The sequence below is a fragment of the Natronospirillum operosum genome (assembly GCF_004768465.1).
In the GTDB taxonomy this organism is placed as follows: domain Bacteria; phylum Pseudomonadota; class Gammaproteobacteria; order Pseudomonadales; family Natronospirillaceae; genus Natronospirillum; species Natronospirillum operosum.
This window is the reverse complement of record NZ_SRMF01000003.1, coordinates 125855-150381: the sequence shown is the minus strand read 5'-3', so window position 1 is coordinate 150381 and position 24527 is coordinate 125855. Positions and strand designations below refer to the sequence as shown.

Sequence of the window (24527 nt, the reverse complement as noted above, 5' to 3'; positions counted from 1 at the left end):
GGCAAAGCCTGTTAGACTCCCCGATTGATTTCTGTCCCGAGGCCCCTGATGACCCCCACTTCATCCGATCTCTGGTTTCTGCCGCTGGGTGGCTGCGGCGAGATCGGGATGAACATGAATCTCTATGGTCATGACGGCCAGTGGCTGATGGTCGATTGTGGCGTCACCTTTGCGGCGCCAGATGCGCCGCCCACCGAGCCCCATGTGCAGATGGCCGACCCGCGTTTTATCGAGGAGCGCCAGCAGGATCTGGCCGGTCTGGTCATCACTCATGCCCACGAAGACCATATCGGTGCGGTCGCGCACCTCTGGACCCGGCTGCGCTGCCCGGTCTATACCACACCCTTTTCTGCCGAAATACTGCGCCGCAAGCTCGGCGAGGTCGGCATGGACGGTCTGGTGCCCATCATCATAGTACCGCGCAGCGAACGCCGACATATCGGGGTCTTTGATGTGGAGTGGGTGGACCTGACGCATTCTATTCCCGAACCCAGTGCGCTGATGATCCGCACGCCGGCCGGCAGCGTCTTTCATACGGCAGACTGGAAACTCGACCCGAACCCGGTACTGGGTGACGCCTATGACCCGGAGCGCTATCGGCAGTTGGGCGCAGAGGCCGTCACGGCCATGGTCTGTGATTCCACCAATGCGGTCGTGCCCGGGCATTCGGTGTCGGAACTGGCGCTCGTGGCCGGGCTGCAGGACGTCGTGGCCTCGGCCACCGGGCGGGTGGTGGTGACTGCGTTTGCCAGCAATCTGGCGCGCCTGGTAACCCTGGCCCGGGTGGCCCGGGAAACCGGCCGCCATCTGTGCCTGCTCGGGCGGTCACTCAACAACATGGTGTCTGCGGCCCGCGTCACCGGCCTGTGGCCGGAAGAGGTGATTCTGGTGCCGCCGCATGACCTGGCCTACTTTCCGCGCGCTGCCGTACTGGCCATAGCCACCGGCAGTCAGGGCGAGCCGCGGGCGGCACTGTCCCGGCTGGCCCGCGACCGCCACCCGCACCTGTCGCTGGACGCCGGGGACAGGGTAGTATTCAGCGCCCGTATTATTCCGGGCAATGAAGTCGAGGTGGGCCGGCTGATCCAGGCCTTGCAAGCGCGTGATATCGAGGTCATTACCGACGAGGCCCATGCGGTACCCATCCATGCCTCCGGGCATCCGGCCGCAGAGGAGCTGCAGGCCATGTATGGCTGGATACTGCCCGAGATCGCCATACCCGTGCACGGCGAAGCGGAGCATATCGAAGCCAATGCGGAGATTGCGCGCACCAGTGGCGTACCCCGGCAACTGCGCGGTCGCAACGGTGACCTGTTCTTCATAGCGCCGATACCCGGCATTCGTCGGGACGCCGCACCGGTTGGCCGGCTGGGCCTGCAGGGCGAGTTTTTGCGCAGTCTCTAGTCAATCGGCTGCTGCACTCCGAGCAGCCCCGAATTCCGCGCTTCCTGCTGCAGCCAATTGCGCAGTGTCCGTATGGCCGGCTCATTGCGCCGGCTGGTCTTGTAGCCGAAATAGAAGCAGTCACCGGTGAGCAGGGTATGGCAGGGCAGACGCACCAGATCGGGATCTTCCGGTTCGCTGTACATGTAGTCATTGGCCAGAGCGAAACCCTGATGGTGACGGGCCGCCTCCAACGCCAGCAGAATGTGACTGAAATGCTGCACCCGCGTCTCGGCGCGCAGGGCGCAGTCTGCGGCCCCAAGCCAGCGGCGCCAGTCTTCATTGGGTGCGCCGAACAGGCTCTGCGCCGACAGCAGCGTATACCGCTGCAGCCAGTCCGGATTCAGGGCGGTCGGAGTTGCACCAGGGCCGGCGAGACCTGCCGCGCACAGATCCACAACCACCCGACCCCAGAGCCGTCGGCTGCAGATGGCAAACAGGCGTTCTGCATACAGACGCTCCATGGTATAGCCACGCTGGCGCTCGACCAGGGTAATAAAGCAGTCGCCAATGCGGTCCGACAGGGTGGGCGATTCCGGAGTCATCTCGAGACTCAGCTCGATTTCCGGGTGTGCATCCTGCAGGCGATGCAGGCGCGGAATCAGCCAGCGCACGGCAAAGGAACTGTAGAGCGCCAGGCGCAACTTGCGGTCTTCCCGGCCCTGCATGCGATCAGTGGCACGCTGGATATCGCTCAGAGCCGCGGCGATGTCTTCATAGTACTGACGCCCGTCCTCGGTCAGACTGAGATATCGACCATGGCGGATGAACAGCGCCTCACCCAGATGGTCTTCCAACTGGCGGATCTGATGACTGACCGCACTCTGGGTAATGTTGAGCGACTGGGCGGCGCGCGAGAAGCTGTTCAGGCGTGCTACTGCCTCGAAACAGGTCAGGGCGCGCAGCGGCGGCAAGCGGTTCGACATAATATCTAATTAACTAATATCTATTTAAAAAACATCATTATACATCATACCTGAGGCTCGTTAGCATCCAGCCTTCGAACTGAACTCAACGCGCACAGAAGGAGGCTGCACTCATGTCAGGACGCACCGTGCACGGCGCCATCATACTGCTGGTTCTGGGCAACTTTCTGGCGCTGCTCTCCGACACCCTGATCAAGGCTCAGGGAGGTGATATACCCGTATTTCAGTTTGTCTTCATGCGCAAGGCCTGCACCCTGCTCATGCTGCTGCCGCTGCTTCGCTTTGTGGATTTCACCCAGCCGCTGGCCGGTTTTGCCATCCATGCCATTCGGGCCCATCTGGGCCTGGTCGGCATCACCTGCATGGTGATTGCGCTGAACACCCTGCCGCTGGCCACGGCCAATGCGCTGTTCTATGCCGCCCCGGTGCTGGTCATGGTACTGGCGGTGGTGTTCTACGGGGAAAAGCTGACCCGCCTGAGCCTGCTGGCGGTGATCAGCGGGTTTCTCGGCATTGTGGTGATGCTGCGCCCGATGGCCCTGAACTGGGAAAGCCTGACCGCACTGGTGACGGCGCTGAGCCTGGCCATAAGCGCTCTGCTGGTGCGCAAACTGCCCCGGCATCAGCACCTGATCCATACCATGCTGCTGATTCATGTCATCGCCCTGCCCGGCGCCGCGCTGCTGTTCCTGTGGGAAGGTGCGGCCTGGGACTGGAGCATGCTGCCCACCGCACTGGGGTCGTCCTTTTTCATCCTGGGCTACAACATGACGGTGATACTGGCGTACCGGCATGTCGATGCCAATCAGGTAACCAGTGCAGAGTACACCGGCCTGATCTGGGCTGTGCTGCTGGGCTGGGTGCTGTTTGCCGAAGTACCGGACCTGTGGTTTGTCGCCGGGGCAGTCATGATTGTCGGCCCGCTGTTCCTGCTCAGCCTGCGCGAACGGCGGGCGCATCTGTCTCGCCGGCGCGCCCGACTGGCTGCCGAAGCAACCACGCATCCGACCTGAACCAAGGTCGCATCTGCCCGGTGGCATCAGGGGTCGCGTCGGATCGGCAGTTCAAGGCGAAACTCGGCACCATGCTCCGTGTTGCGACAACCGATGCGCCCGCCAAAGCTGGATTCGACAATCAACCGCGCCAGATAGAGCCCGATGCCCGACCCCTCCTGCTTGGTGGAAAAGTAGGGTTCAAACATCTGCTGTTGCACGGTCTCGTCCACGCCGCCCGCATTATCGGATACCGCCAGCAGCAGTTGCTGGTCCTCGACCCAACAGCGCACAGCCAGCCAGGGCTCCGCTGGCGCTCGCGCACGCAAAGCCTCTTCAGCATTCTGCAGCAGAATCATCACCACCTGCATCAACTCCGTCGGCTGTCCGGTCAGCAGCGGCAAGTCGTCCGGCAGATCCTCCTCACAGGCAATGCCGTAGCGCTGCAGTGATGTTGACAGCAGGTCCAGCGCATTGTGAGCCATCTGCGCTGCCGAAAACTGTTCCACCGCCTTGTCAGGATGAAAGAAGCGGACAAAGTCCTGTATGGTCTGGTTCATCTGGGCCATCAATTGGCGCGCCTTGTCGACATGCTTGCCGACACCCTCCGGACCGAGCTCTTCATGAATCAGGGCATCTTCGAGATTACCCAGGCTCAGGCCCAGAGCGTCGAGTGGCTGCTTCCACTGATGCGTGATATTACCCAGCATATCCCCCATGGCGGCCCGGCGGGCCTGCGCAACAAGCAACCGGGTAGCTTCACGCTGCTGTGTGATATCGACAATGTGGACGATGACTTCATATTCATGCGCGGCCCCGAAGCCTGTCTCCAGAGCCGGCTGCCTGGCCAGACCCAGCTTGCAGTGCAGGCCCTCCGGACTGCCATCAGCAAGCGTCACCTCCACCAACCCGGTTTCGGCTTCGGCCTGACCCGGCAGCACCGCCAGCAGTTCTGCAAGCAGGGCCTGATGTTGCGGCGCTACCAGGTCGGCGAAAGAACGCCCGGAGAATTGCTCCCCGGTGAGTCCGAACAGGTCATGTGCGGACCGGTTGGAAGCCAGCACAATGCCTCTTTCATTCAATACCAGCAGTGGGGACGGCTGTGTATCAAACAGGCGCTCAAAGCGCTGATTCGACTTTTCAATCTCTCGCTGTGAGCGGTACAGAGCCTCGTTCAGGCTACCGGCCCCGTCTGCGCTGATGGTGTCGGGTTCCCGGCGGCCCGGACAATGTTGATCATTCACGCTGACTACTACCCCTACGTGGTCGTGCTGACAGGTCAGCACCAACAAGACCTCGCGCCCTGGTCCGCATCGCACTTGGCTAATGTCCCTAATGGCAGAGGTCGACTCCAACACCTGTTCAACCGTTCAGACAGCCGCGTCGTCAGACGCAACCGTTCCACACAAGACAGGGTACGCACGTGATACCAGAACTGATCACTGTCACAGTTTTAGCAGCGGTTCTGTCACAAAGCTGCCCAGTCACTGCTGCACCCGCAAATGGCCCTCAGACAACTGGTAAACAGCGGCTCAAATGACTACAGTCATTTTACCAGAGGCGCTAATTCAACCCACCTCAGCCATGGCACTTTGCGGATAGTGATGGATATTTCTTTGTCGAATACACCGGCGACCCCGGAAGATGATGTACTCAGGCAGTTTCTGCGCACGCTGTCGGTACTCTATGTGGAGGACAATGCGGATATCCGCGAGCAACTGACTCTGTTTCTGCAGCGCCGTTTTGGCGAGGTTCTGGTGGCACAGGACGGTGCCGAGGGCCTGCGACTGTTCGAGCAGGGCCGGACCCCGGACCTGGTGATCACTGATGTGCGCATGCCGGCCATGGACGGTCTGACGATGACCGGGCATCTGCGTGAGCGCTGGGGTGACATACCCATCATGGTCACGACCGCGCACGAGGAAACCGAATTTCTGCTCAAGGCGATCGAGATCGGGGTCGACGAGTTCGTGGTCAAGCCGGTCGATACCCGGCAGATGAACCGTGCCCTGCTGAAAATCGGTGCCCACCTCCATGCCTGCCATGCGCTGGCGCAGGCACAAAGAACTCTGGAGGCCAATGAGGCACGCTATCGGGCCATCTTCTGGACCGCCATGGATGCCTTCTGCGTCTTTGACTGGGAGTCGCTGAATATTCTGGAAATAAACCGTCGCCATCAGACTTTGTACAGCCACAGTGCCGAAGACATCAGCGGGCAGAATATCGACATCCTGTTCGACAATGTGCATGGCACCCAGTTGCGCCAGTTGATTGCCGACACGGCCAGCCTGCAGGAACCCATGATCGTGCGTCACCGACACAGTGACGGCACCATGTTCCCGGTGGAAATGACCATAGGGCAGTTCAACACGGAAGATCAGCGCTGCGGTCTGATGGTGACGCGGGACGCCCGTGAGCGCCTGGACAATATCGAAGAGCAGGACTCCGTGGTTGACGCTCTGGAAATCACCATCGATGCGCTCGAAGGCATGCTGGAGCGCTAACCTGTCCTGTGTGGCTGCTCCGGGGGCTGCCAGAGCGGCAGACTGATGGTGAACCGAGCGCCGTCGGGGCGCTCCGGAGGCCCCAGGTTCTCAACCCGGATATGGCCCTGCATCTGCCCCTCTACAATGCTGCGCGCCATGTAGAGACCAATGCCAGTACCGTCACTGCGCGTGGTAAAATAGGGGTCAAACAGATGATCCAGTATGTCCACCGGCACCCCGCCGCCATTGTCTGTCACCATAACCCGACCAAACTGCTCGTCTGCGGTCAGATGCAGATCAATATGCCCCGGTACCACCTGCCGATGCTCGATGATTTCCCGGCTGTTCTGCATCAGCACCAGCAGCACCTGAATCAGCTCATTGGGATAGCCTTTGACCTGCACGTCCGATTCGAGCACGGCTGTCAGTTCAAGCGGGCAGTCATCCAGCGTGCCACGCATGATCTGCATGGCATCCTGCACAACCGGCCTCAGCCGGAACGGCTCAGCCGCCTTGTCGGGCCGGAAGAAGGTCAGAAAATCACGTACGGTCTGATTCATGTTCTGAATCAGTTGCTCGCTCTTGTCGAGGTTTTGATACAGCATCTCCGGCGTCAGCTCGCCACCCTCATAGGCTTCGCGCAGGTTGGTCTGCAGCAGGCGCAGACTGTTCAGCGGCTGCCGCCACTGGTGCGCAATGTTGGATACCATTTCCCCCATGGCCGCCCGTCGGGCCTGATGGGCCAGCACCTCCTCCTGCGCTTTCACCTGAGCGCGCGCGGCGGCTACCTCCTGCTCCAGCTCGCTCTGCCGATCCTGATCGCGCAGGTACTGCTCGTGCAGCAACTCGCTCATGGCGCGCAGACTTTGCTGCAGGGTCTCGATTTCACGCACCGGCGGCGGGGGCGGCCAAGGCCAGTTGGCCGGTGCCTGACTGATGCGCTGCGGCACTTCCTGAGCGATGTTCATCAGGCGGGTGACCGGTGATACCAGCCAGCGGGCAATCACCAGGCTGATCAATTGCACCAGCAGCAAGAACGCCAACGCAATGCCAAGAATCAATGCGTACAGTCGATACAGGTATAGCTGTTCCTGGCGCGGGTTGAGTTCGAAGCGCACCCGGCCGGGTAACGACAACCCGAGATCGGCGAGGTCTGCTTCCAGTACGTAGACCGATTCAGCCCAGCGTTGCAGCTTGTTGCTCCAGGGTCGTTCCGGCACCAGATGCACCACCTCTACCGCATCGGCAACCCGCTGGTAGTCGTCCTCCTGCAGCCAAGTCGAAAGGGCCTGCCCCGATGTCACCACAGGTGCGCCTTCATGGTACCAGGTCTGACGCTGTGCACCGTCGCGGCCGGTGAACCAGATCTGCGCGGCATATTCGGTGAGCCGCACCGCGCCACCCACCCAGACATCCGGAGATTCGGAGTGCGGCACAAAGTAGTGGAGGTCTGATCCATTAAGCCTGAAGCCGGCAGTCAGATCTGCGCGCTGATGCAACTTATCCAGCCGATCGCCCAGATCCGTCATCGGCCGCAAGGCCATGCCAGTGCGATCAAACATTTGCCAGATATCGCCCCGGGTCAGTACATAGACCTGGTCCCAGAGAGAAAAGGGCAGGAGTATCTGCACACATCCGGCAGAGCTGTCCGGGGGTCGGTCAGCCGAGAAGCACTGACTCTCGATGTGCTCCATGTCCTGCTCCAGTTGCTGCAGGGCCACTCGGGTCTGGTCAACCAGGGTATCGCGACTCTGCACCAGCCGATCTTCAAAGTCCTGGCGCAGGTTGTTCATCTGGGTCTGACTGAGCACCACCAGCACGATCACCATGATCAGGGCCGCCAGCATGGACGGCAGGTAGTAGATCACTTCATGCGCTCCCAGCCGCGCCCGGTTGCCACGCCGATCTGTGCGCGGCAAAGCGATATTCAGCATTACTGCCAGCGCCATGGCGATGATCGAGTTGATGCCCTGCTTGAAGGCCAGCAGGGTGGCGTCCGGCCATGGCAGCCGCATCTGAAAGTAGTAGTACAGCAGGGTAATGGCCGTCAACCAGGGCACCCACAGCAGTGCCACCAGCAGGGGTGGCTCGCGCCGGGGAAAGCGGGCCAGCAGCGCCCCGAGCAGAACCAGCTCGACCACCATCAGGAAGGCGGTCCAGGGGTGATGCCAGATCATCCAGGTGGCAGCAAAAGCCGGTAGGCTGACCAGCAGCGCCACCAGCAGCCGGTAGCGCAACAGCAGGAAGAACACGAACACCGTACCCAGCAGCAGGTCGACACCGAACATCAGCGGCAGCGGGAAGTAGTTGCCGACAAATGCCGCCATACCCAGCAGCACGAGCAGTAGGCCGTCACGGGAATTCAGCGCGCCAGGCCACAGCCAGAAGGGCCTGGTCATACCGGCAGCAGTTCGCTCTGGCTGGCCTGCGTGGGGTGGCATAATGATCCTCGCGCCTCCAGGCCGCTACTGCATAACCTGAAAACGTATTGCACACAGAATTCAGGGTTCAGTCGGTGAGGTTGCGCAACCCCATCGACCGGGCCATGGCGTTGATGGTCAGTCCTGTCTCACGATGCTTCAGCTCAGTGCTGGCACCGGCCTTGATCAGCAACCGAGCTGCCTCCTCGTTGCGCATCATGATGGCAAACATCAGGGCCGAATTGCCCTGATCGTCCAGCATGTCGACATCGTCGACCTCGGCAATCAGTCGTCGCAATGTTGCCAGGTCGCCTTCCACGGCGGCGATGCGCATCAACATGGCCTGACTGCGTCTCGACCCGCGTGCCGTTTTCTGCTGACGCTCCTGCTGCAGTCCGCTCAGTGCATGATGCTTGCCGAGCCGCAACCGGATCGCCTTGATCAGGCCATCGCGGGTGAAGGGCTTGGTCAGGTAATCATCTGCCCCCAGCTCGCGTCCCAGCCGCTTGTCTTCATCCGCCACCTTGGCGGTCAGAAAGACAAAAGGAATCTGGCTGATTTCCGGCTCGGAGCGCAGCCGTTTCAGGGTGTCAAAACCATCCATCATGGGCATCATGATGTCACAGACAATCAGGTCCGGCTTGTGCTCCCGGGCTACCGACAAACCCTCGCCCCCGTTGAGAGACTGCAGGGTATCGAAACCCTCCAGTTCCAGAATTTCTGCCACATTGTCCAGCACCGTCGGCTCGTCTTCGATAATCAGAATCGTCGTGTTCATTCCGGGGCTCTCCCTTGGTCTCTATGGCTGTCATTCATAGGCTGCACTCAGCGGCAGGGTGATGCGGAACACAGTGCCGCTGCCAGGCTCACTGTCCAGATCGATCAGGCCACCATGCAGGTCGACAAAGCGTTGCACAATATTCAGCCCCAGACCGGAGCCCGGCGCTGCCTTGCCGTTCTCGCCGCGATAGAACGCCTCGAAGATACGGGTCTGGTCAGGTGCCGGAATGCCCGCCCCCTGATCTTCAACCTCGATGCACAGCTGCTCATCAGTCTGGGTCAGCGTCAGCGTCACCTGTCCGCCCGGCGGTGAAAAGTTCACGGCATTGGTAAGCAGGTTGGTTATCACATGGCGCAGCAGCCGGGAGTCCGCCTGCACGGTCATGGTGTCCGGCCCCTGCAAAGTCAGTTGCACGGCCTGTTGTTCACAGATGGACTCCAGGGTGCCGAAGACATCCCGCACCAGGGTCACCATACAGACCGACTCGGGGCGAAACTGCACCCGACCGGCATGGGTTTTTTCCAGAATCAGCATATCCTCGACCATGCGATCCAGATGCTGCACTGCATCCTTGGACCGACTCAGGTGCCGTTGCATGCGACCGATCACATCCAGCGGCAGGCTCATGCCGGACCGTTTCAGATACTCTTCCAGCAACTCCAGACTCGACAGCACACTGGTCAGCGGGGTGCGGAACTCATGGGAAGCCATGGTAATGAATTCGGACTTCAGTCGGTTGACGTCCTGCAGTCGTGCCACCGCCTGCTCAAGCCGACGGCGTGCATCAACCTCGGGGGTCACGTCATGCAGCAAAATCAGGGTTGCCGGACCCTTGCCCCAGACCACGGGCGTACGCCGTACAACCATGACCAGGTGGCCGGCATCACAGCGCTGCCGATCGGCCGGCAACTCGATCTGCGCCGCGCTCAATATGCCGGGGAAAAGGTTTTCCACCGACTGCCCGATATAGAGGTCGGCCTGTGACAGACCCATGGTCTCGAGCAGGTCTCGCACGGCGTTATTGGACAGCTGCACATGACCCTGCTGATCCACCACCAGCACCGCCGCCGGATGGTCCACCAGCATCTGCCGCATCTGACGTTCGGCAGACAACAGACGCTTCAACAGTTCAGAGGTGCCTATCGCTGTCGCCGGATCGACATCCATGCCGTCAAGCTCGAGCTGTTCGGTTACCCGCCGGCTGCGTTCATGCAATACATAGAGGCGTGCCGACAATTGCTGGCGCCGCCTGGACAGCCATCGGGAGAGTGGCAGCGGTTTCTCAGGGACCTGCTGTGTCATCAGTCAATACCACCGAATCGGCCACTGCTCATGTTCAGCAGGGCCTTTAACTGCTGATATTCAGAATAGCTCAATGGAGGGAGGGGTGCCTGCCGACGTCGCTGGCCGTTCCTGCTGCCCTGCATCACTGGTCTGATCCTTCTTGTTCTTCTTCTCCGTGCCCTGCCCCAGCGCCGCATTGTGGACCTGTCGCTGCGACTGCATGACATAGCCCTGCTGATATTCCGCAAGATGAATATGGAGGCTGGCCTCGGGTTCCTGCTCCGGGTTGTCCAGCAGGTCAACCACGGCCCGGTCACTTCTGGCAAGCCGTTCCAGACCGTCAATGACCTGTTCCAGTTGCTGTCGCACAATATCCTGAAACTGCACTTCGCTCAAGGCGTCAACCACCTGCTCGTTGAAGCGCAGACTGAGCCCCTTCATCTCGCCGACCAGCTCATGGTGCTGATCGATCAGGCTCATGTAACCCTGCCCCAGATGCGACAGCTGCTCGGCCACCCGGTCCAGTACGACTTTCTCTTCCTCCGAGCCGGCGTCATCCAGCTCGGCCTTGAACTGGCTCTTGATCGTCTCCACCATCAGTCCGATCTCGCCGCTGATCCGCGATGCCGCTTCTTCCGACTGTTGCGACAGCTTTCTGACCTCATCTGCCACTACCGCAAAGCCGCGTCCGTGCTCGCCGGCCCGCGCCGCTTCGATACTGGCATTCAGCGCCAGCAGGTTGGTCTGGCCGGACACCGTCTGAATCAGCGCCAGGCTGCCCTCCAGTGCCGTGGCGCGCTCCATGACGGCAAGCACTTTCTCCCGGTTCTCCATCATCTGCCTGTTCTGCTTCTCGATCAGGCTGGACACATTGTCGACCGCCTGGCGATTGGCTTCGGCCTTTCGGTTGGACTCTTCGGCCAGTTGATCGGTGGAGGCGGTATGCTCCCCCATGGTGCCGGCGAACTTCTTCACTTCACCGTGCATCTCGTCGAGCTTGCTGATCAACGCCGTGACGGCTTCTTCTGTCTGCATATTAGTGCGCTGCAGATGACCGGTCAGGATGCCATAGAGCGGCTGCCGCTCATCCAGCGCTGTTTCAACCACCTGAATGGCCGCCACATAGCTTTTGAGTTGCTCTGAAAAGTAGCTCAGCATGCTGGAGGCGCCGGATATGACATCGCCCTGGCGCAGCATTGACCACAGTGACTGCACGCCCAGCACGACCAACAGGATCAGCACTACAAAGGTGGGGACCAGAATGGACGGCGGCAGTGGCAACTGAACCAGCAGACTCATCAGCCAGTCGTAGGTGGCAAACAGGGCCAGCCAGACCGCCCCCATGAACAGAAAAAACTGCCGCAGCAGGCGATGGGCCAGCCTGCTGCCCAGGCGCCTGTCACCCGGCTTGCCCTGCGACTGTTCTTTGTCGGCTTGTGTCATCACCCTAACCTCATGGTGTCAGTGCACGGTACTGAAGTATCTCTCAAACCCCGGGCAACACCTTGCGAATGACCTGCATCAGTTGCTCACCCTGCACCGGCTTGACCAGCCAGCCGGTAGCACCGGCCTGCCGGGCTTCGTCTCTCTTGGCCTGTTGCGACTCTGTGGTCAGCATCAGCACGGGAGTGAAGCGCAGCCCCGTCATACCCCGGACCTTTTTGACAAACTCGATGCCATTCATGCCCGGCATGTTCAGATCCGAGATAATCAGATCCGGCTTCAGCCCTGCTTCCAGCAGACTGACGGCTTCTTCCGCGTCCTTGGCCGTTGCCGGCTCCAGATTGTGCCGTTCCAGCACACCGGAAACACTCATCAGTATGGTTGGTGAGTCATCGACGATCATGACCTTCTTCATAACACCTCCTCCTCTTCCTTAGCAGGTAACCACGGTTATCGGTCGCCTTGCAGTGTAGTCGACAACGGGTGTGGGAACTCGGCCAGGGCCGTAAGTTCCTCCACCAGCATGAAATAATCCATGGCGCCGCGGCTGCGCGGTGCCAGTTCACGGACAGGCTGGCCGGCACCAAAAGCCTCTGCCAGTCGCACATCCGGACGTATGCCCCTGAAAATACGCTGCGCGCCGAATGTCAGACCCAATTCTGACAGTACCCGGGCATGCGAAGGTATGGAGCGATCGCACATGATCGGCAACAGCCCCAGCAGTTTCAGATCCGTACGCCCCTGCGTGGCCACCTGGTACAACAACTGCGCCAACTGACGCACCCCGGCACTGCCCAGTACCTGCGGCACTACCGGAATCAATACACTGTCGGCTGCCCGCAGTGCATTCAACAATACGGGGTCCACCGAGGGCGGTGTATCCACTATGATCAGATCATAGCCCGACAACTCACACAGGGCGCGCGCGAGCAGGTCATCTTCAATCCCAGTCACACGGCCATCGAACCGCGTATTCGCTGGTATCAGGGTCAGGCCGGGCTGCAGGGTCGGCACCTGCAGAGAGGCCAGGCTGATCTGCGCATCGCGAAACAGCTGATGCAGCCCCGGGTGACCGGTCGGCGGCGCCACGCCCAGACCCAGCGCACAGTGGCCCTGCGAGTCGGCGTCCACCAGCAGAATCTGCCAGCCCCGCGCTGCCAGTTCGGCCGCCAGGTTGACCGCCGTGGTGGTCTTGCCGGAGCCACCCTTGCGGTTGGTAATGGCGATGACCGGGCACTGCTCAGCCATGATCAGATTGGGCGTCGCGCCAGGCGATTTCCAGCCGCGGCAGCACCATCTGTTTCAGGAAGGCATCGGTCGGTGGCCGCTTGATCTCGCGCGGCTGCATCAGCAGGGCCTGCAGAACGGCACTGTGCATATGCTGGCACCCGGAGAGGTCCAGTTTGACATCCGGCTTGTCGAGCAACTTTTCATACAGAGTCTCTGCTTCCTCTACCGGGCAGCTGTCCACCAGCTTCAAGAGTTTACCTTTCACCTGAATGGTCATTGACCTCTTCCTCCAGTTTCACCGACGACAGCATCACAGCCAGATTGAGTACGAGCAGCACGCTGCCGTCACCCAGCAGAGCCGTGCCCTGGTAAACGCCCAGTTGTTCCAGAGCGCCCTCCATGGGCTTGAGGATGACCTCCACCCCTTCACTGAAATCATCAACCATCAGCGCCACCGGCTCACCCCGATAGCGCACCACCAGCAAGGCCACGGTGCCACCGTCGTCCAGCGGCTCCAGGCCCAGTTGCTCGCGCGCCCGACTTACCGGCAACACCCGGTCCCGCAACATGACGGTCTCGCGATCCTTGAATTGATGCAGTCGCTTGCGGGGCAGCCGCACGGTCTCCGCAACCTGGTCCATGGGGATGCCATAGCGCTGTCCGTCAATCCAGATCTGCATGACCTGACTGATCGACATCGACAGCGGCAACCAGAGGCGGAAGCGACTGCCCTCACCCAAGCGGCTGTCGACATCAAGGCGGCCCCCGGACTTCTCGATCGTGGTCCGCACCACATCCATGCCAACGCCCCGCCCGGACAGGTCCGAGGCAGTTTCCAGGGTCGAGAAGCCGGGCATGAAGATCAGCTCTATCGCTTCCTGTTCGGTCATCTCATGCAGGCGACGCTCATCCAGCAGCCCCTTCTCATAGGCCTTGCGGCGGGTTTTCTCCGGGTCTATGCCGGCACCATCATCCGCCACCTCGATGACCACCCATTCATTGTCCTGCCACGCCTGCAGACTGATCTTGCCGACCTCATCCTTGCCGGCTGCCTGGCGCTCGGCTCTGGACTCGATACCATGATCAATGGCATTGCGCATCAGATGCACCAGGGGGTCTGCCAGGCTCTCGATAACATGCTTCTCGGCTTCGGTGTCTTCGCCGTCAATGGTCAGATCGATGGGCTTGTCGAGCTTGCGGGACAGATCGCGCACCAACCGCGGAAAGCGGTCGAAGACATGTGCCACCGGCAGCATCTGGACCTCCATCATGGCGTCCTGCAGGGCTCGGGTGATGCGGTTGATGACATTATACTGTTCGCGGATTTCCCGTCCCAGCTGCCGTTCGCCAAATACCTGCTCCGCACGATGGGCCAGAAACGGCAAGGCATTCTTGGCCACCACCAGTTCACCCACCAGATCGCCCAGGTTTTCTACCTGCTCCTGATCCACCTTGAAGGCCCGAATCACCGGTGCCTGGCTTTCCCGACCGCCCCGGTCAGCCCGCTCATCGGACAAACCGGGGGCCGACTCTGCCAGTGCTGCAACGGGCGCAGCGGCCGGAGGGGGCGCGGCTACAGGCGGTTTCGGCGCTGCCGCCGGTGAAGTTGCCTGCTGACCCAGCCAGGTCTGCAGGCACTGCTCCAGATCATCGGCATCGGCGGTCCGGGCCAGCGTGGCAGGCAGAGACACCGCCAGCGCCCGGGCCACATGGTCCAGCACGGTGCGCACGGACCGCCCGGCGCCGACTCTGATTGCCGGCTCTCGACATTGCTTCAGCAACCGCACCTGATCCTGCAACACCGAGCCCAGACGCGGATCGTCAGGTGACAGCTCGGGCAGCGGTGTGGCCGCCGCCGGTTCCGGTGCGACTGTCTCAGTTGGCTCCGTGGAACCGTTTTCCCGGGATTCGGAGCGCGCACCGGCCAGCGACAGCCAGTCGATGCGGCCGGCTTCATCCAGTACCTCGCTCGGGCTCTGCAGGGCCTGCAGCAGGGTGTCAAACACCAGTGCGTCGTCCGGTTGCCAGGTGACCACATCGGTCATCCAGCGCAGCAGGCTGGCCTCCCGCGTCGCCGGATTCAGCAGTTCCTGCTGCACCTTGAGACTGGACAGCAAGGCCTCGGTCTTGCCCTGCGCCCAGAAGGTATGCAGGTCATTCAGCACGGCCGCATCCAGCGGCTCGCCCAGCGGCTCGCCACTGGGCTGAACCAGGGCTTCGGACAGCAGTGGCCGGCGGCTGACAGTCTGCCCTTCATACTGAAAATGCTCATCCAGCACCGGCGCCGACTGCCGGGCCAGCAGACCAAACCAGAGCCGGCACTGGAATACGTCCTGCGCCGCCGGGTCCTCGTCCACAGCGTGCAGATCAATGGCCAGACTGCTCAGGCCCGGTGTTTGCCGGACCATGAACAGGGGGTCATCACCGCGAAAAAAACAGTCGGCTTCAGGGCGGAATTCCAGGCACCAGAGCGGTGGCTCATTATCCGCGCGAGCGGCGGACAGCCACAGCTCCCGGCGTTCGTTTTCGGGCAACTCGGCCACCCAGACGGGTGCAGCCATGGCGTTGCTGTGGTCCGCTGGCGGCGCATCATCGAACAGACCCCAACTGACACCCTCGCCACCAGCCTCGGCAGCCGATGTGTCCGGCGCAGCCTCAACCTTGAATTCGCGCGTCAGAACGGCCTGCAGGCGCCCGGCAAGCTGATCTCCGTCAGTGGCGGCCTGGGGCGGCAACTGGCCGCTGCCTTCCAGCGCATCCAGCCAGACATTGAGCAGATCCATGCAGTCCAGCAGCACATCTATGGCTTCTGCATCCAGGGTGCCTTCACCTTCCTTGGCCCGCTGCAGCAGCTCTTCACCCACGTGGACCATGCTGACCATGGGGTTCAGCTCCAGCACCCCGGCCGACCCTTTCAGGGTATGTACATCACGGAACAGACCATCCAGCAGCTCCGGATCAGTCGGTGCCTTTTCCAGTTTCAGCAGACCCTGGGCGGCGCTGCCGACCAGATCCCGGCCTTCCTCAATAAACTGTGCCATCAGCTTGTCCATCAGGCGCTCTCCTCTGCAGCCAGAGCATGTCCGGCGATCAGGGACAATTGACGCAGCAACTGATCCGGCTGTACCGGTTTGATCAGATATCCGTTGGCGCCGGCCTGAAAGGCCAGATCCTGATCATGGAGTTCGGACTCGGTAGAGATCATGATGGCAGGGTAGCCCGCCAGCTCCGGGTCCTGACGCAGTTCTCGTACCAGTGTATAGCCGTCCATCTGGGGCATATTGATGTCCACCAGCAACGCCGCCACGGATTCGCCGCGACGCCGCATATATTCCAGCGCCTCCAGTCCGTTGGCGGCCTCGGCCGCCTCGAAACCGCTCTGTTCGAGAATGTCCCGGTGGTAACTGCGCACAGTCTGGGCGTCGTCCACTATCAGAATCGTCATACCTGTACTCCAGGTGGTTGCGTCTATTTCTGGTATACCAATGCATCCGGAAACTTGCGGGCTCTGAACAGCGGCGAGATCCGGCTCATCGACTCGGAGTGGCCCAGGCAGATAAAGCCGCCGGGCCGCAACACCTCGTACAGCCGCTCTGCGGCCTGTCGACGCGACAGCTCGTCGAAATAGATCAGCAGATTGCGACAGAAAATGATATCCATCCTGCCCATCTGCCTGACTTCAGCCGGCAGGTTCAGATTGACCCGCGTGAATCCTACACTGTCCCTTATATCGTCCTTCAGCTGATATTGTTTACGTCCGGCGTTGAAATCAGGCGTAAAGTAGCGCTGCAGATAGTGCGTCGGCACACTGTGCACAGCCCGTTGCTCATATCGCCCCTGCCGGGCCTTGTCCAAGGCTGCAGTATCGATATCCGACGCCAGAATTTCCACATCCCAGTTGCTCAGGTTGGCCCACTCCTCGAGCAGCATCATGGCAATGGAGTAGGGCTCTTCACCGGAAGAACAGGGCATGGACCAGATGCGGATGCGCTCCCCCGGCTGCTTGCGGGCGGCCACTTCGTCCATCAGGCTGTTGACCAGACAGTGCAACTGATAGACCTCGCGGAAGAAGTAGGTCTCGTTCACCGTCATCAGGTTGGTCAACGCCTGCAGTTCCTGATCTCGATCAAAGCGCAGGTGGTTGAAATAGTCACGGAAGCTCTCATAGCCCAGTGCCTTCATGCGCTCCTGCAGCCGCTTGTCGACGTAGTAGCGCTTGCCAGGCTCGAAATGGATGCCCGTCTTGCGATAGAAGTGATCCCGAAAACGCAGAAAATCAGCGTCTGAGATCACCAACTCCGGCATCGACTGCGCATTCATCGACGGTGCGCCTCAGTCCTGGTCCCGCAGCTGGCTGCGGGCCCGGCGCACGGAAAACGCCACAAAGGGCTCATCAGGGAAGCGCTGCGTCAATGACTCCACTGCTGGCCAGTGGTCCTCGTTGCCCAGCATCAGAATCACGTCCAGGGCGGTCATGCAGACATTGAGATGCGCATCCTCGCGCAGGCACTGCTCCACTTCGGGCAGCAACTGCGGCAGTTCCAGAGTGGCCACCAGATTGAGCGTCAGGATGCGAATATCCGGGTCGTCATCATGCAGGCGCTGGCGCACTGCTTGTGCCAGCAGCTCGGCCACGGCGCCCTGGCGCACCTGACCCAGGGCATCAATAACCTGATTGCGCAGCCCCGCGTCGTCGCTGCTCAACAGGGCGATCAGCGGCTCGACTTCTTCTGCCTGCAGATCAACTACAATATGATTCAGCAGTATCTGCTGCAGCCGGGAGTCGCTTTCCCGACTCAGCCGATCCAGTGCACTCTGTCGACATTCGGCCGGCAACTGCTCGGTGCCGCACAGCAGCCGAATACAGTCGTCAGCAGACCCGCTGTGCAGCGCCTCCCGCAAGTGCTCCGGGTCCACAGGTTCAGGCGGCATGCCCGCTTTGGGGTCTGGCTTCCTGATCAACACGTCGCAGCCTCCATTACTGTTGAGTTCAAGTCGCCGTCTCTCAGCGGCTCGGTACCCATTGCGCTACCTGGCGGCCAATCTGCTCCAGCGGCAAGACCCGGTCAGCACCATCCAGTTCAATCAATGCACGCGGCATGCCAAATACCACGGTGGTGTCCTCGCTTTCGGCCACCGTCTGACCACCCTGTCGATGCAGTTCCGCCATGGCCGCAGCCCCGTCATCGCCCATGCCGGTCAGCAGAACACCCACCAGCGCATCCGGTGTCAGCTCGGCCATGGCCGAGCGAACCAGCCGGTCAGTGCTCGGGTGCCAGGGCAAATCATTGTCGGCCGGTACCGGCACAGCAATCAAGCGGCCTCCCCGACGCCGGATTTCCAGATCACGATCACCCTGCGCCATGTAGATGTTGCCGGTTTTCAGCGGCGTCGGCCGGCTGACTTCCTGCACGTTCAGCACGCACAAACCGTTCAAGCGTTTCGCCAACACGGCGGTAAAGGTGGCCGGCATATGCTGGGCGATCACCACAGGCCAGCCCAGATCCGCCGGCAAATCAGCCAATACGGTTTCCAGGGCACCCGGCCCGCCGGTGGAGACACCCACCAGCACCAGACCTGCGGCTGCCTTCTCTGCCGACTGCGGCGCCGGTTTGGCTGCTGGGGCTGCTACAGGCGTGATCTGCGGACGGATCCTGACGGCCGAGGACGCGGCCGACCGGACCTTGGCCACCAGCTCATCAGCAACCTGAGAGATATTGTGCGAGACCGTGCCACCCGGCTTGGTCAGATAATCGACTGCCCCCAGTTCCAGTGCTTCCAGCGTCGACAGTGCACCCTTTTCGGTGAGCGAGGACACCATGATCACAGGGCAGGGGTGACGGGTCATGATATGACTGAGGCAGGTCAGGCCATCCATTTCCGGCATGTTGATGTCCAGTGTCACTACATCCGGCAACTGCTCTGCCATGGCCTCCAGCGCCGCTGCACCATTGCGCGCCAGGCGCACGTTGAACCCACCGACATCGGTAAAGATCTGACCGAGGAAACGACGCATCAGGGCCGAGTCGTCAACCACCAGCACATCAATCATCCGTGCTCTCGCTCTGTGACCGCTCGGCACTGACCTGAGCCAGCTTGCGGGCTTCCTGTTCGGACACCAGACGACCGGTGTCGAGCAGCAGTATCAGGCGGTCACTGGCGGCCAGGTTGACCATTTCGGTAATCAGGCTGCTTTGCTGTGGTGACAGGGGCGGCGCGGCCTCAACGCTGTCGAGCGGGACGCTGGCCACCTCGCGCACCGCATCCACAATAAAGCCGGTACGCTGGCCCTGCAGGTTGAGCACCACGATGCGCTGCTGGTGATGACGCTCGGACGGCGTCATGTCAAAGCGCTTGCGCAGGTCAATGATCGGCAGCACCATGCCGCGCAGATTGATCACCCCTTCGATAAAGTGGGCCGCCTGCGGTACCCGGGTCAGCGTATCGGGCACGCGCAGAATCTCTTTCGTGGCTTCGATCGCCACCCCATATTCCTCGTCGCCCAACCGGAAAACGACAATCTGGCGTTCATCTCGGTGGTCATCTGCAGCGTTAGCAGTCACTTCATTGTCCTCCACTGCGGCCAGGGCGTCCTGAAACGCACTCTGTTTCAACAGGCGCCGGGTATCTATCAGCGCCGCCAGACTGTCGACATTGTCGTCATAACGCAGCATGCCGTGCATATCCTGAAAGCCGGGCAGGCTGCCCAATGTTTCCGGGACAGGCTGAACCTGATCTTCCGAGCGATTGACCACATGCCGAATCCGGTCCACCACCAGGCCCACAAACAGCTGTCCGTCACGGGCCCCTACCGGCACTACCACCACGCGCGCTTCGCTGGACAAATCGCTGTGCGGCAGCCCATACAGCCGGGTGAGATGCACCAGCGGGATCATCAGATCGCGCAATGCCAGCACGCCCATCACATGCGCCGGCATACCGGACACCGGTTCCAACTGGGCCGGGACCCGGACCACCTCCTTGATCTGACTGATGGCCAGGGCGTAGAGCTGGCTGCCCAGTTCGAAGCAGGTATACTGCTGCTCGGCCTTTATCTGCTCTTCAGTGCTTGCCTGGCCATGGCCACGGCTGATGCTTTCACCCGCATCAATGCCGGGTGACAGGCTGGCGGCCTCTATTGCCGGCGCATTCAGCAACCGGCGCAACCGGGTCTCACCGGCTTCGGCCTCGGGGTCAGGGCGTACAAAGCCGGCCAGCAGACGATGCTGTGCCTTGTGGCGCACCAGTTCCGAGGTATCCAGGCGTGCCTCCGGCACCCAGGCCACCTTCTCGACCCAGTCAACCCAGAGTCCCAGCGGGTTGCGGCCGCGCAGCACCACAATACGACTGTGCTTGGTCAACTGACCGTGTTCGAGTCCGACCAGTTCACGCAATGACACCACGGGCAGCACCGAACCTCTGAGGTTGGTTACGCCCATCACATGCGCTCCTGCCAGCGGCACTGCATTCAGTTCGGGCACGCGAATGATTTCGCGCACCGCATGCATCGGCAATGCATAGCCTTCGTCGGCCTGCTTGTCCGGCGCGGCAGATTGGTCTTCTGCCGCAGTCAGATAGAAATACAGGCACTCCAGGCTATTGGCATCCTGCGCCGACTCGACTTCTGCCACATCCACCTGCGCCATCGGGCCACCTCCCTGACTTATTCAAGCGTCTGCAGTTCATCTGCCAGCGATGCAATTTCCTCGGTGGCCCGCGCCAGTTGCTCGGTGCTCTGGGCCTGCTGACGAGCGGCAGCGGCAGCTTCATTGGTCGCCTGGGTGGCTTCCTCGGCAGCACCGGCAATCTCTTCCACGCCCTTGCTGGCTTCCTCGACCGAGGTGCCGATCTGCTCGGAGGCATCAATGATTTCACGGTTGCTGCTGATCACCTCGTCCATGGATTTCTCCACGTCACGCAGGTCGCGCACGGTATTGGTGTGCTTGTCGGCATCCTGCGCAGCGGCGTCACTGATGTCGTCCATGATGTGGCGGACCCGGGCAATATCGTCCTCTGCCGATTCGATGACGCTCATGATGCGTTCGGCATTCTCGTTGGCATCGTAGGACAGGTTGCGAATATCAGTCGCCACCACCACAAAACCCTTGCCATGTTCGCCGGCACGGGCGGCTTCAATGCCGCCATTGACGGCCAGCATGCTGGTCTGAATATTGACCTTGTCGATGGTGTTCATCACCTTGTTGATACGGCGGATCAGTTGTTCGAGTTCACTGATCTGACCTCTGGCCTCGCGAACTTCCTTGACTCCGGTCTGAATATTCTCGGCCAGGGTTTCTACCTGCTGGCGGTTGTCCTTGATCAGATCACCCGCCTCGTCACCAGCCTGGATCATGCTCCGTACCAGCTCTCCGGCCTGGCGGGCACCCGCTTCCAACTGACGAACTGCCGAGCTGGCACCACTGGCCGCCTCCGCCTGCTGTTTGGCGCCACCGCTGATCTGCTCAATGGCAGTCGCCACCTCGGAGGACGAGCGGTTGATTTCCTCGATGGCGGCCGCCAGATCTTCCGTTGCCGAGGCCACTTCCTCCCCGCTTTTTTCCGCCTCACTGCTGACCCGCAGGTCTTCCGTCAGGACGGACAGGTTCTGTGAACTGTCCCGTCCCTGGCGCAGGGCTTCGCTCTGCTGGTTGACCATTCGAATGGATTCTTCACAGGCCGAGGACTGCTCTTCGGCTGCCGCAGCTATGGTTTCCGATTCATTGCTGAGCAGACGCACGCCCTTGACCGATTCCGCCACCGCCTTGGCCACCGACTCACCCTCGGTCACCATGCGATCCATGGACGCCCGCACCTTGTCGAGCTGTTCGACCACAGTGTCTGCGGTTTCCATATCCTTCTTGCTGGCCTCGGCCGAGCGGTTGGTTTCTTCCACCAGGGTTTTGACCTTGCCCTGAATGTCTTCCACCACGGCCTGGATGGTGTTGGCCGAATCCTGTGAAGTCTCGGCCAGCGCCCGCACCTCGTCGGCCACCACGGCAAAGCCGCGCCCGTGCTGACCGGCGCTGGCGGCCTCAATGGCGGCGTTCAGGGCCAGCAGATTGGTCTGATCAGCAATGTGAATGACGGCTTCCACGATTTCTCCGATCTCGTCCGAGCGCTTGGACAGGAGTTCGGCGGCCTCAACTGCCCGACCCTGACGACGAATCGACACCCGGATGGACTCGATCATGGCCTCTACCATCTCGCTGGCACCCTTGACCCGCTGCTGCATGCGCTGCAAACGACGGACCGCCTCTTCGGTCGATTCATTCTGGGTATCGATGGCTTCTCGAACCTGGCGCACCACCTGATTGGTTTCCTGGACCGCGCCGGAGGCCTGCTCCGCGCCAGCAGAAATCTGCGTCATCGAGGCCTGCAACTGCTCGGCTGCGGCAGAAATTTCCGTGGTACCGGTGTTGAGCTCGGCAACTGCACTGGCGATACGCTCTGCCAGCTGCTGCTTGCGGGCCAGGGTGCGCGCTCGGCGCCGCGCCTGCAGGGCTTCTTCATTCTGTCCGCCGGCAGAGCGGGTGCTGCCTCCTGCGGCAGGGGCTGGCTGGCCAGACTCTCCGGACTGATTGCGAACTAGAGCCATAAGTGGTCTCCATTGGCTTACTGGAAGGAGGCGGCCTGCAGTGCCAGGCCGTTTTTGTCCAACCTGTATCGCCCGTTTGGGCCACAAGTTTAGGAATTGCTGCTGTTATACAGTCCTGACCAGCTTTGAGATCATCGTCTGTCCAGTTTTTGCTCAATGCGGGACAGCTGTTCGGTAAGTCCGGAGACCTCCCTGCGCAATGCTGCCATCTCGGCAGCCTCGCCGGTGCCGGTCTCCAGCTCGAACTGGGCATTCTCCTTTTGCATGACCTCCAGCACGATGCCGATCATCATGTTGAGAAATACAAAAGCATTGAGAAAGATGAAGGAGAGGAAGTAGATCCAGGCCCAGGGGTAGTGTTCCATGGTCGGGTACAGCACCGCCGTGGCCCAGCTCTCGAAGGTCGCCACCTGAAACAGCGTCAGCATGGCAATGGAAATATTGCCCCACAGACCCGCGTCCACCTCATGAAACAGAAAGCTGCCCACGGCGCCGTAGATATAGAAGATGATGAACATCAGCAGGACGACGTAGCCCATGCGCGGAATCGCCTTCAGCAGGGCGCCCATCAACACCCGCAGCTCGGGGATCAGCGAGACCAGGCGCAGCACCCGGAAAACCCGCAACAGACGCGCCAGCAACACCATTTCCGAATCATCGATGGGGATCAGGCTGGCCACCACAATCACGAAGTCGAACACATTCCAGCCATTTCTGAAGAAGTCGCGCAGACGTCGCTCGGCCGCCATCCGGATCAGAATTTCGGCCAGAAAAAACAGCGTGATGCCATGGTCCAGCCACCGCAGCATCTGTTCATAGCGGGAGGTTTCGTCATAGGTACGGGCACCGATCAACAGCGCCGACATGACGATGACGAAGATGACGAAGGCTTCAAACCACTTGTTGGCACGCAGCGCCTCCAGACGCTCGCGCCAGATAACCATGCTTTCCATCCGGGTCCAGACTCGCAGCGCAGATTCCAGGCGCCGCATTATACGGATTTTCCGCCTTCAGGCGCAGCCTTTCAGACTTCGTTTTGTCGTTGGCGCAGATCCAGAATCAGCGCTGAAGTGTCACTGCGGCCATGGCCGCGCTCCTGCAAACGGGCATAGGCCGCATCGGTGCGCGCTGTGGTTTCGAGCCAGAGCCCATGGCGCTGGGCTTCCGCCAGCGCAATATCCAGATCCTTGCGCATCCAGTTGATGGCGAAGCCGAAATCAAACTTTCCCGCAGCCATGCTGAAGGTCCGGTTCTGCATCTGCCAGGACCCTGCCGCACCACCGCTGAGTGCGCGTACCAGTTGCTCCGTGTCGAGACCGCACTCTTCGGCCAGCAACAGCCCTTCACTCAACCCCTGCAGAATACCGGTGATACAGATCTGGTTCACCATCTTGGTGCGCTGGCCCTGACCCACAGGGCCCATCAGTTCGGCATGCTGGCCATAGGCATCCAGCACCGGCCGCACGGCTTCGAACACGGCGTCGTCACCGCCGCACATGATGGTCAGCGCGCCGTTTTTGGCCCCGGCCTGACCGCCCGACACGGGTGCATCCATAAAGCGCACATCCTGCTCTGCACAGGCGGCTTCCAGCTCTTCGGCCAGCACCGCCGAGGTGGTGGTGTGATCCAGCAAAACCGAACCCGGGCTCAGCCCCGCCAGCACACCTTCCGGGCCATAGACCACGCTGCGCACATCATCATCATTGCCCACACACAGACACGCCACCCTGGCGCCCGCAGCGGCTGCGGCCGGCGTGGCAGCGGCCTGACCGCCATACTCCCCCACCCAGCGTTCTGCCTTGTCAGCTGTCCGGTTGTAGACACTGACCTGGTGGCCGGCCTGCTGCAAATGCCCGGCCATCGGGTACCCCATGACGCCCATGCCGATAAAGGCAACGGGCAACCCCTGTGTCTTGGTCATGTTTCG

Annotated in this window: 21 protein-coding genes; 3 read left to right on the top strand and 18 right to left on the bottom strand. The window is 61.1% G+C overall.

Features of this window, described 5'->3' with window-relative positions:
• Window positions 1-48 precede the first annotated feature (48 nt).
• Window positions 49-1404, top strand: a complete 1356-nt coding sequence (locus E4656_RS09640; RefSeq protein ID WP_135483018.1) for a ribonuclease J — start codon at window positions 49-51, stop codon at window positions 1402-1404.
• Here the strand turns inward: E4656_RS09640 and E4656_RS09635 are convergent.
• A complete protein-coding gene (locus E4656_RS09635; protein WP_135483017.1) occupies window positions 1401-2369 on the bottom strand; it encodes a LysR family transcriptional regulator in 969 nt (322 codons plus the stop codon). The two genes, E4656_RS09640 and E4656_RS09635, sit on opposite strands and share 4 nt — an antisense overlap.
• Before the next feature lie 113 nt (window positions 2370-2482).
• Here E4656_RS09635 and E4656_RS09630 point away from each other — a divergent pair, with 113 nt between their 5' ends.
• Window positions 2483-3382: a DMT family transporter gene (locus tag E4656_RS09630; protein ID WP_135483016.1), complete on the top strand. Its 900-nt coding sequence runs from the start codon at window positions 2483-2485 to the stop codon at window positions 3380-3382.
• A gap of 26 nt (window positions 3383-3408) precedes the next feature.
• Here E4656_RS09630 and E4656_RS09625 read toward each other — a convergent pair whose 3' ends face one another.
• Window positions 3409-4605 (bottom strand): sensor histidine kinase, encoded by a 1197-nt coding sequence (locus tag E4656_RS09625; protein ID WP_167856012.1) that lies wholly within the window; start codon window positions 4603-4605, stop codon window positions 3409-3411.
• 360 nt (window positions 4606-4965) lie between these two features.
• Between E4656_RS09625 and E4656_RS09620 the strand changes: the two genes are divergently transcribed.
• Window positions 4966-5865 carry a response regulator gene (locus E4656_RS09620; RefSeq protein WP_167856011.1) on the top strand — a complete coding sequence of 300 codons (900 nt, stop codon included), beginning with the start codon at window positions 4966-4968 and terminating at the stop codon, window positions 5863-5865.
• On the opposite strand, the gene E4656_RS09615 is transcribed toward E4656_RS09620, so the two are convergent.
• The 16 genes from E4656_RS09615 to E4656_RS09540 form a co-directional block, all read right to left on the bottom strand.
• Entirely contained in the window at window positions 5862-8246 is a 2385-nt protein-coding gene (locus E4656_RS09615) for a sensor histidine kinase (RefSeq protein ID WP_167856010.1), read from the bottom strand. The two genes, E4656_RS09620 and E4656_RS09615, sit on opposite strands and share 4 nt — an antisense overlap.
• Before the next feature lie 109 nt (window positions 8247-8355).
• Entirely contained in the window at window positions 8356-9045 is a 690-nt protein-coding gene (locus E4656_RS09610; RefSeq protein ID WP_135483012.1) for a response regulator, read from the bottom strand.
• Between the two features lie 30 nt (window positions 9046-9075).
• Window positions 9076-10350 carry a sensor histidine kinase gene (locus tag E4656_RS09605; protein WP_135483011.1) on the bottom strand — a complete coding sequence of 425 codons (1275 nt, stop codon included), beginning with the start codon at window positions 10348-10350 and terminating at the stop codon, window positions 9076-9078.
• Between the two features lie 60 nt (window positions 10351-10410).
• Window positions 10411-11775 (bottom strand): methyl-accepting chemotaxis protein, encoded by a 1365-nt coding sequence (locus E4656_RS09600; RefSeq protein WP_135483010.1) that lies wholly within the window; start codon window positions 11773-11775, stop codon window positions 10411-10413.
• Window positions 11776-11818: 43 nt separating this feature from the next.
• Entirely contained in the window at window positions 11819-12190 is a 372-nt protein-coding gene (locus tag E4656_RS09595; RefSeq protein ID WP_135483009.1) for a response regulator, read from the bottom strand.
• Window positions 12191-12225: 35 nt separating this feature from the next.
• Window positions 12226-13023, bottom strand: coding sequence for a ParA family protein (locus E4656_RS09590; protein WP_135483008.1), 798 nt, complete (start codon window positions 13021-13023; stop codon window positions 12226-12228).
• Complete coding sequence (locus E4656_RS09585; RefSeq protein WP_135483007.1) at window positions 13016-13282, bottom strand: hypothetical protein; 267 nt, start codon at window positions 13280-13282, stop codon at window positions 13016-13018. Before E4656_RS09585 ends, E4656_RS09590 begins: the two co-directional genes overlap by 8 nt.
• Entirely contained in the window at window positions 13260-16058 is a 2799-nt protein-coding gene (locus E4656_RS09580; RefSeq protein ID WP_135483006.1) for a chemotaxis protein CheA, read from the bottom strand. Before E4656_RS09580 ends, E4656_RS09585 begins: the two co-directional genes overlap by 23 nt.
• Window positions 16058-16450, bottom strand: coding sequence for a response regulator (locus tag E4656_RS09575; RefSeq protein ID WP_135483005.1), 393 nt, complete (start codon window positions 16448-16450; stop codon window positions 16058-16060). Before E4656_RS09575 ends, E4656_RS09580 begins: the two co-directional genes overlap by 1 nt.
• A 23-nt stretch (window positions 16451-16473) precedes the next feature.
• Complete coding sequence (locus E4656_RS09570) at window positions 16474-17325, bottom strand: CheR family methyltransferase (RefSeq protein ID WP_205849160.1); 852 nt, start codon at window positions 17323-17325, stop codon at window positions 16474-16476.
• 12 nt (window positions 17326-17337) lie between these two features.
• The gene (locus E4656_RS09565; protein WP_135483004.1) at window positions 17338-17970 is read right to left on the bottom strand and encodes a HEAT repeat domain-containing protein; all 633 of its coding nucleotides are present in this window, start codon (window positions 17968-17970) and stop codon (window positions 17338-17340) included.
• Window positions 17971-18010: 40 nt separating this feature from the next.
• Complete coding sequence (cheB, locus tag E4656_RS09560; RefSeq protein WP_135483003.1) at window positions 18011-19057, bottom strand: chemotaxis-specific protein-glutamate methyltransferase CheB; 1047 nt, start codon at window positions 19055-19057, stop codon at window positions 18011-18013.
• Window positions 19050-20651: a chemotaxis protein CheW gene (locus tag E4656_RS09555; RefSeq protein WP_135483002.1), complete on the bottom strand. Its 1602-nt coding sequence runs from the start codon at window positions 20649-20651 to the stop codon at window positions 19050-19052. The genes cheB and E4656_RS09555 overlap by 8 nt, the downstream gene beginning before the upstream one ends.
• 17 nt (window positions 20652-20668) lie before the next feature.
• The gene (locus E4656_RS09550) at window positions 20669-22600 is read right to left on the bottom strand and encodes a methyl-accepting chemotaxis protein (RefSeq protein ID WP_135483001.1); all 1932 of its coding nucleotides are present in this window, start codon (window positions 22598-22600) and stop codon (window positions 20669-20671) included.
• Window positions 22601-22731: 131 nt separating this feature from the next.
• Window positions 22732-23544 (bottom strand): ion transporter, encoded by an 813-nt coding sequence (locus tag E4656_RS09545; protein ID WP_240753952.1) that lies wholly within the window; start codon window positions 23542-23544, stop codon window positions 22732-22734.
• Window positions 23545-23624: 80 nt separating this feature from the next.
• A complete protein-coding gene (locus E4656_RS09540) occupies window positions 23625-24521 on the bottom strand; it encodes an NAD(P)-dependent oxidoreductase (protein ID WP_135483000.1) in 897 nt (298 codons plus the stop codon).
• Window positions 24522-24527: the final 6 nt, after the last annotated feature.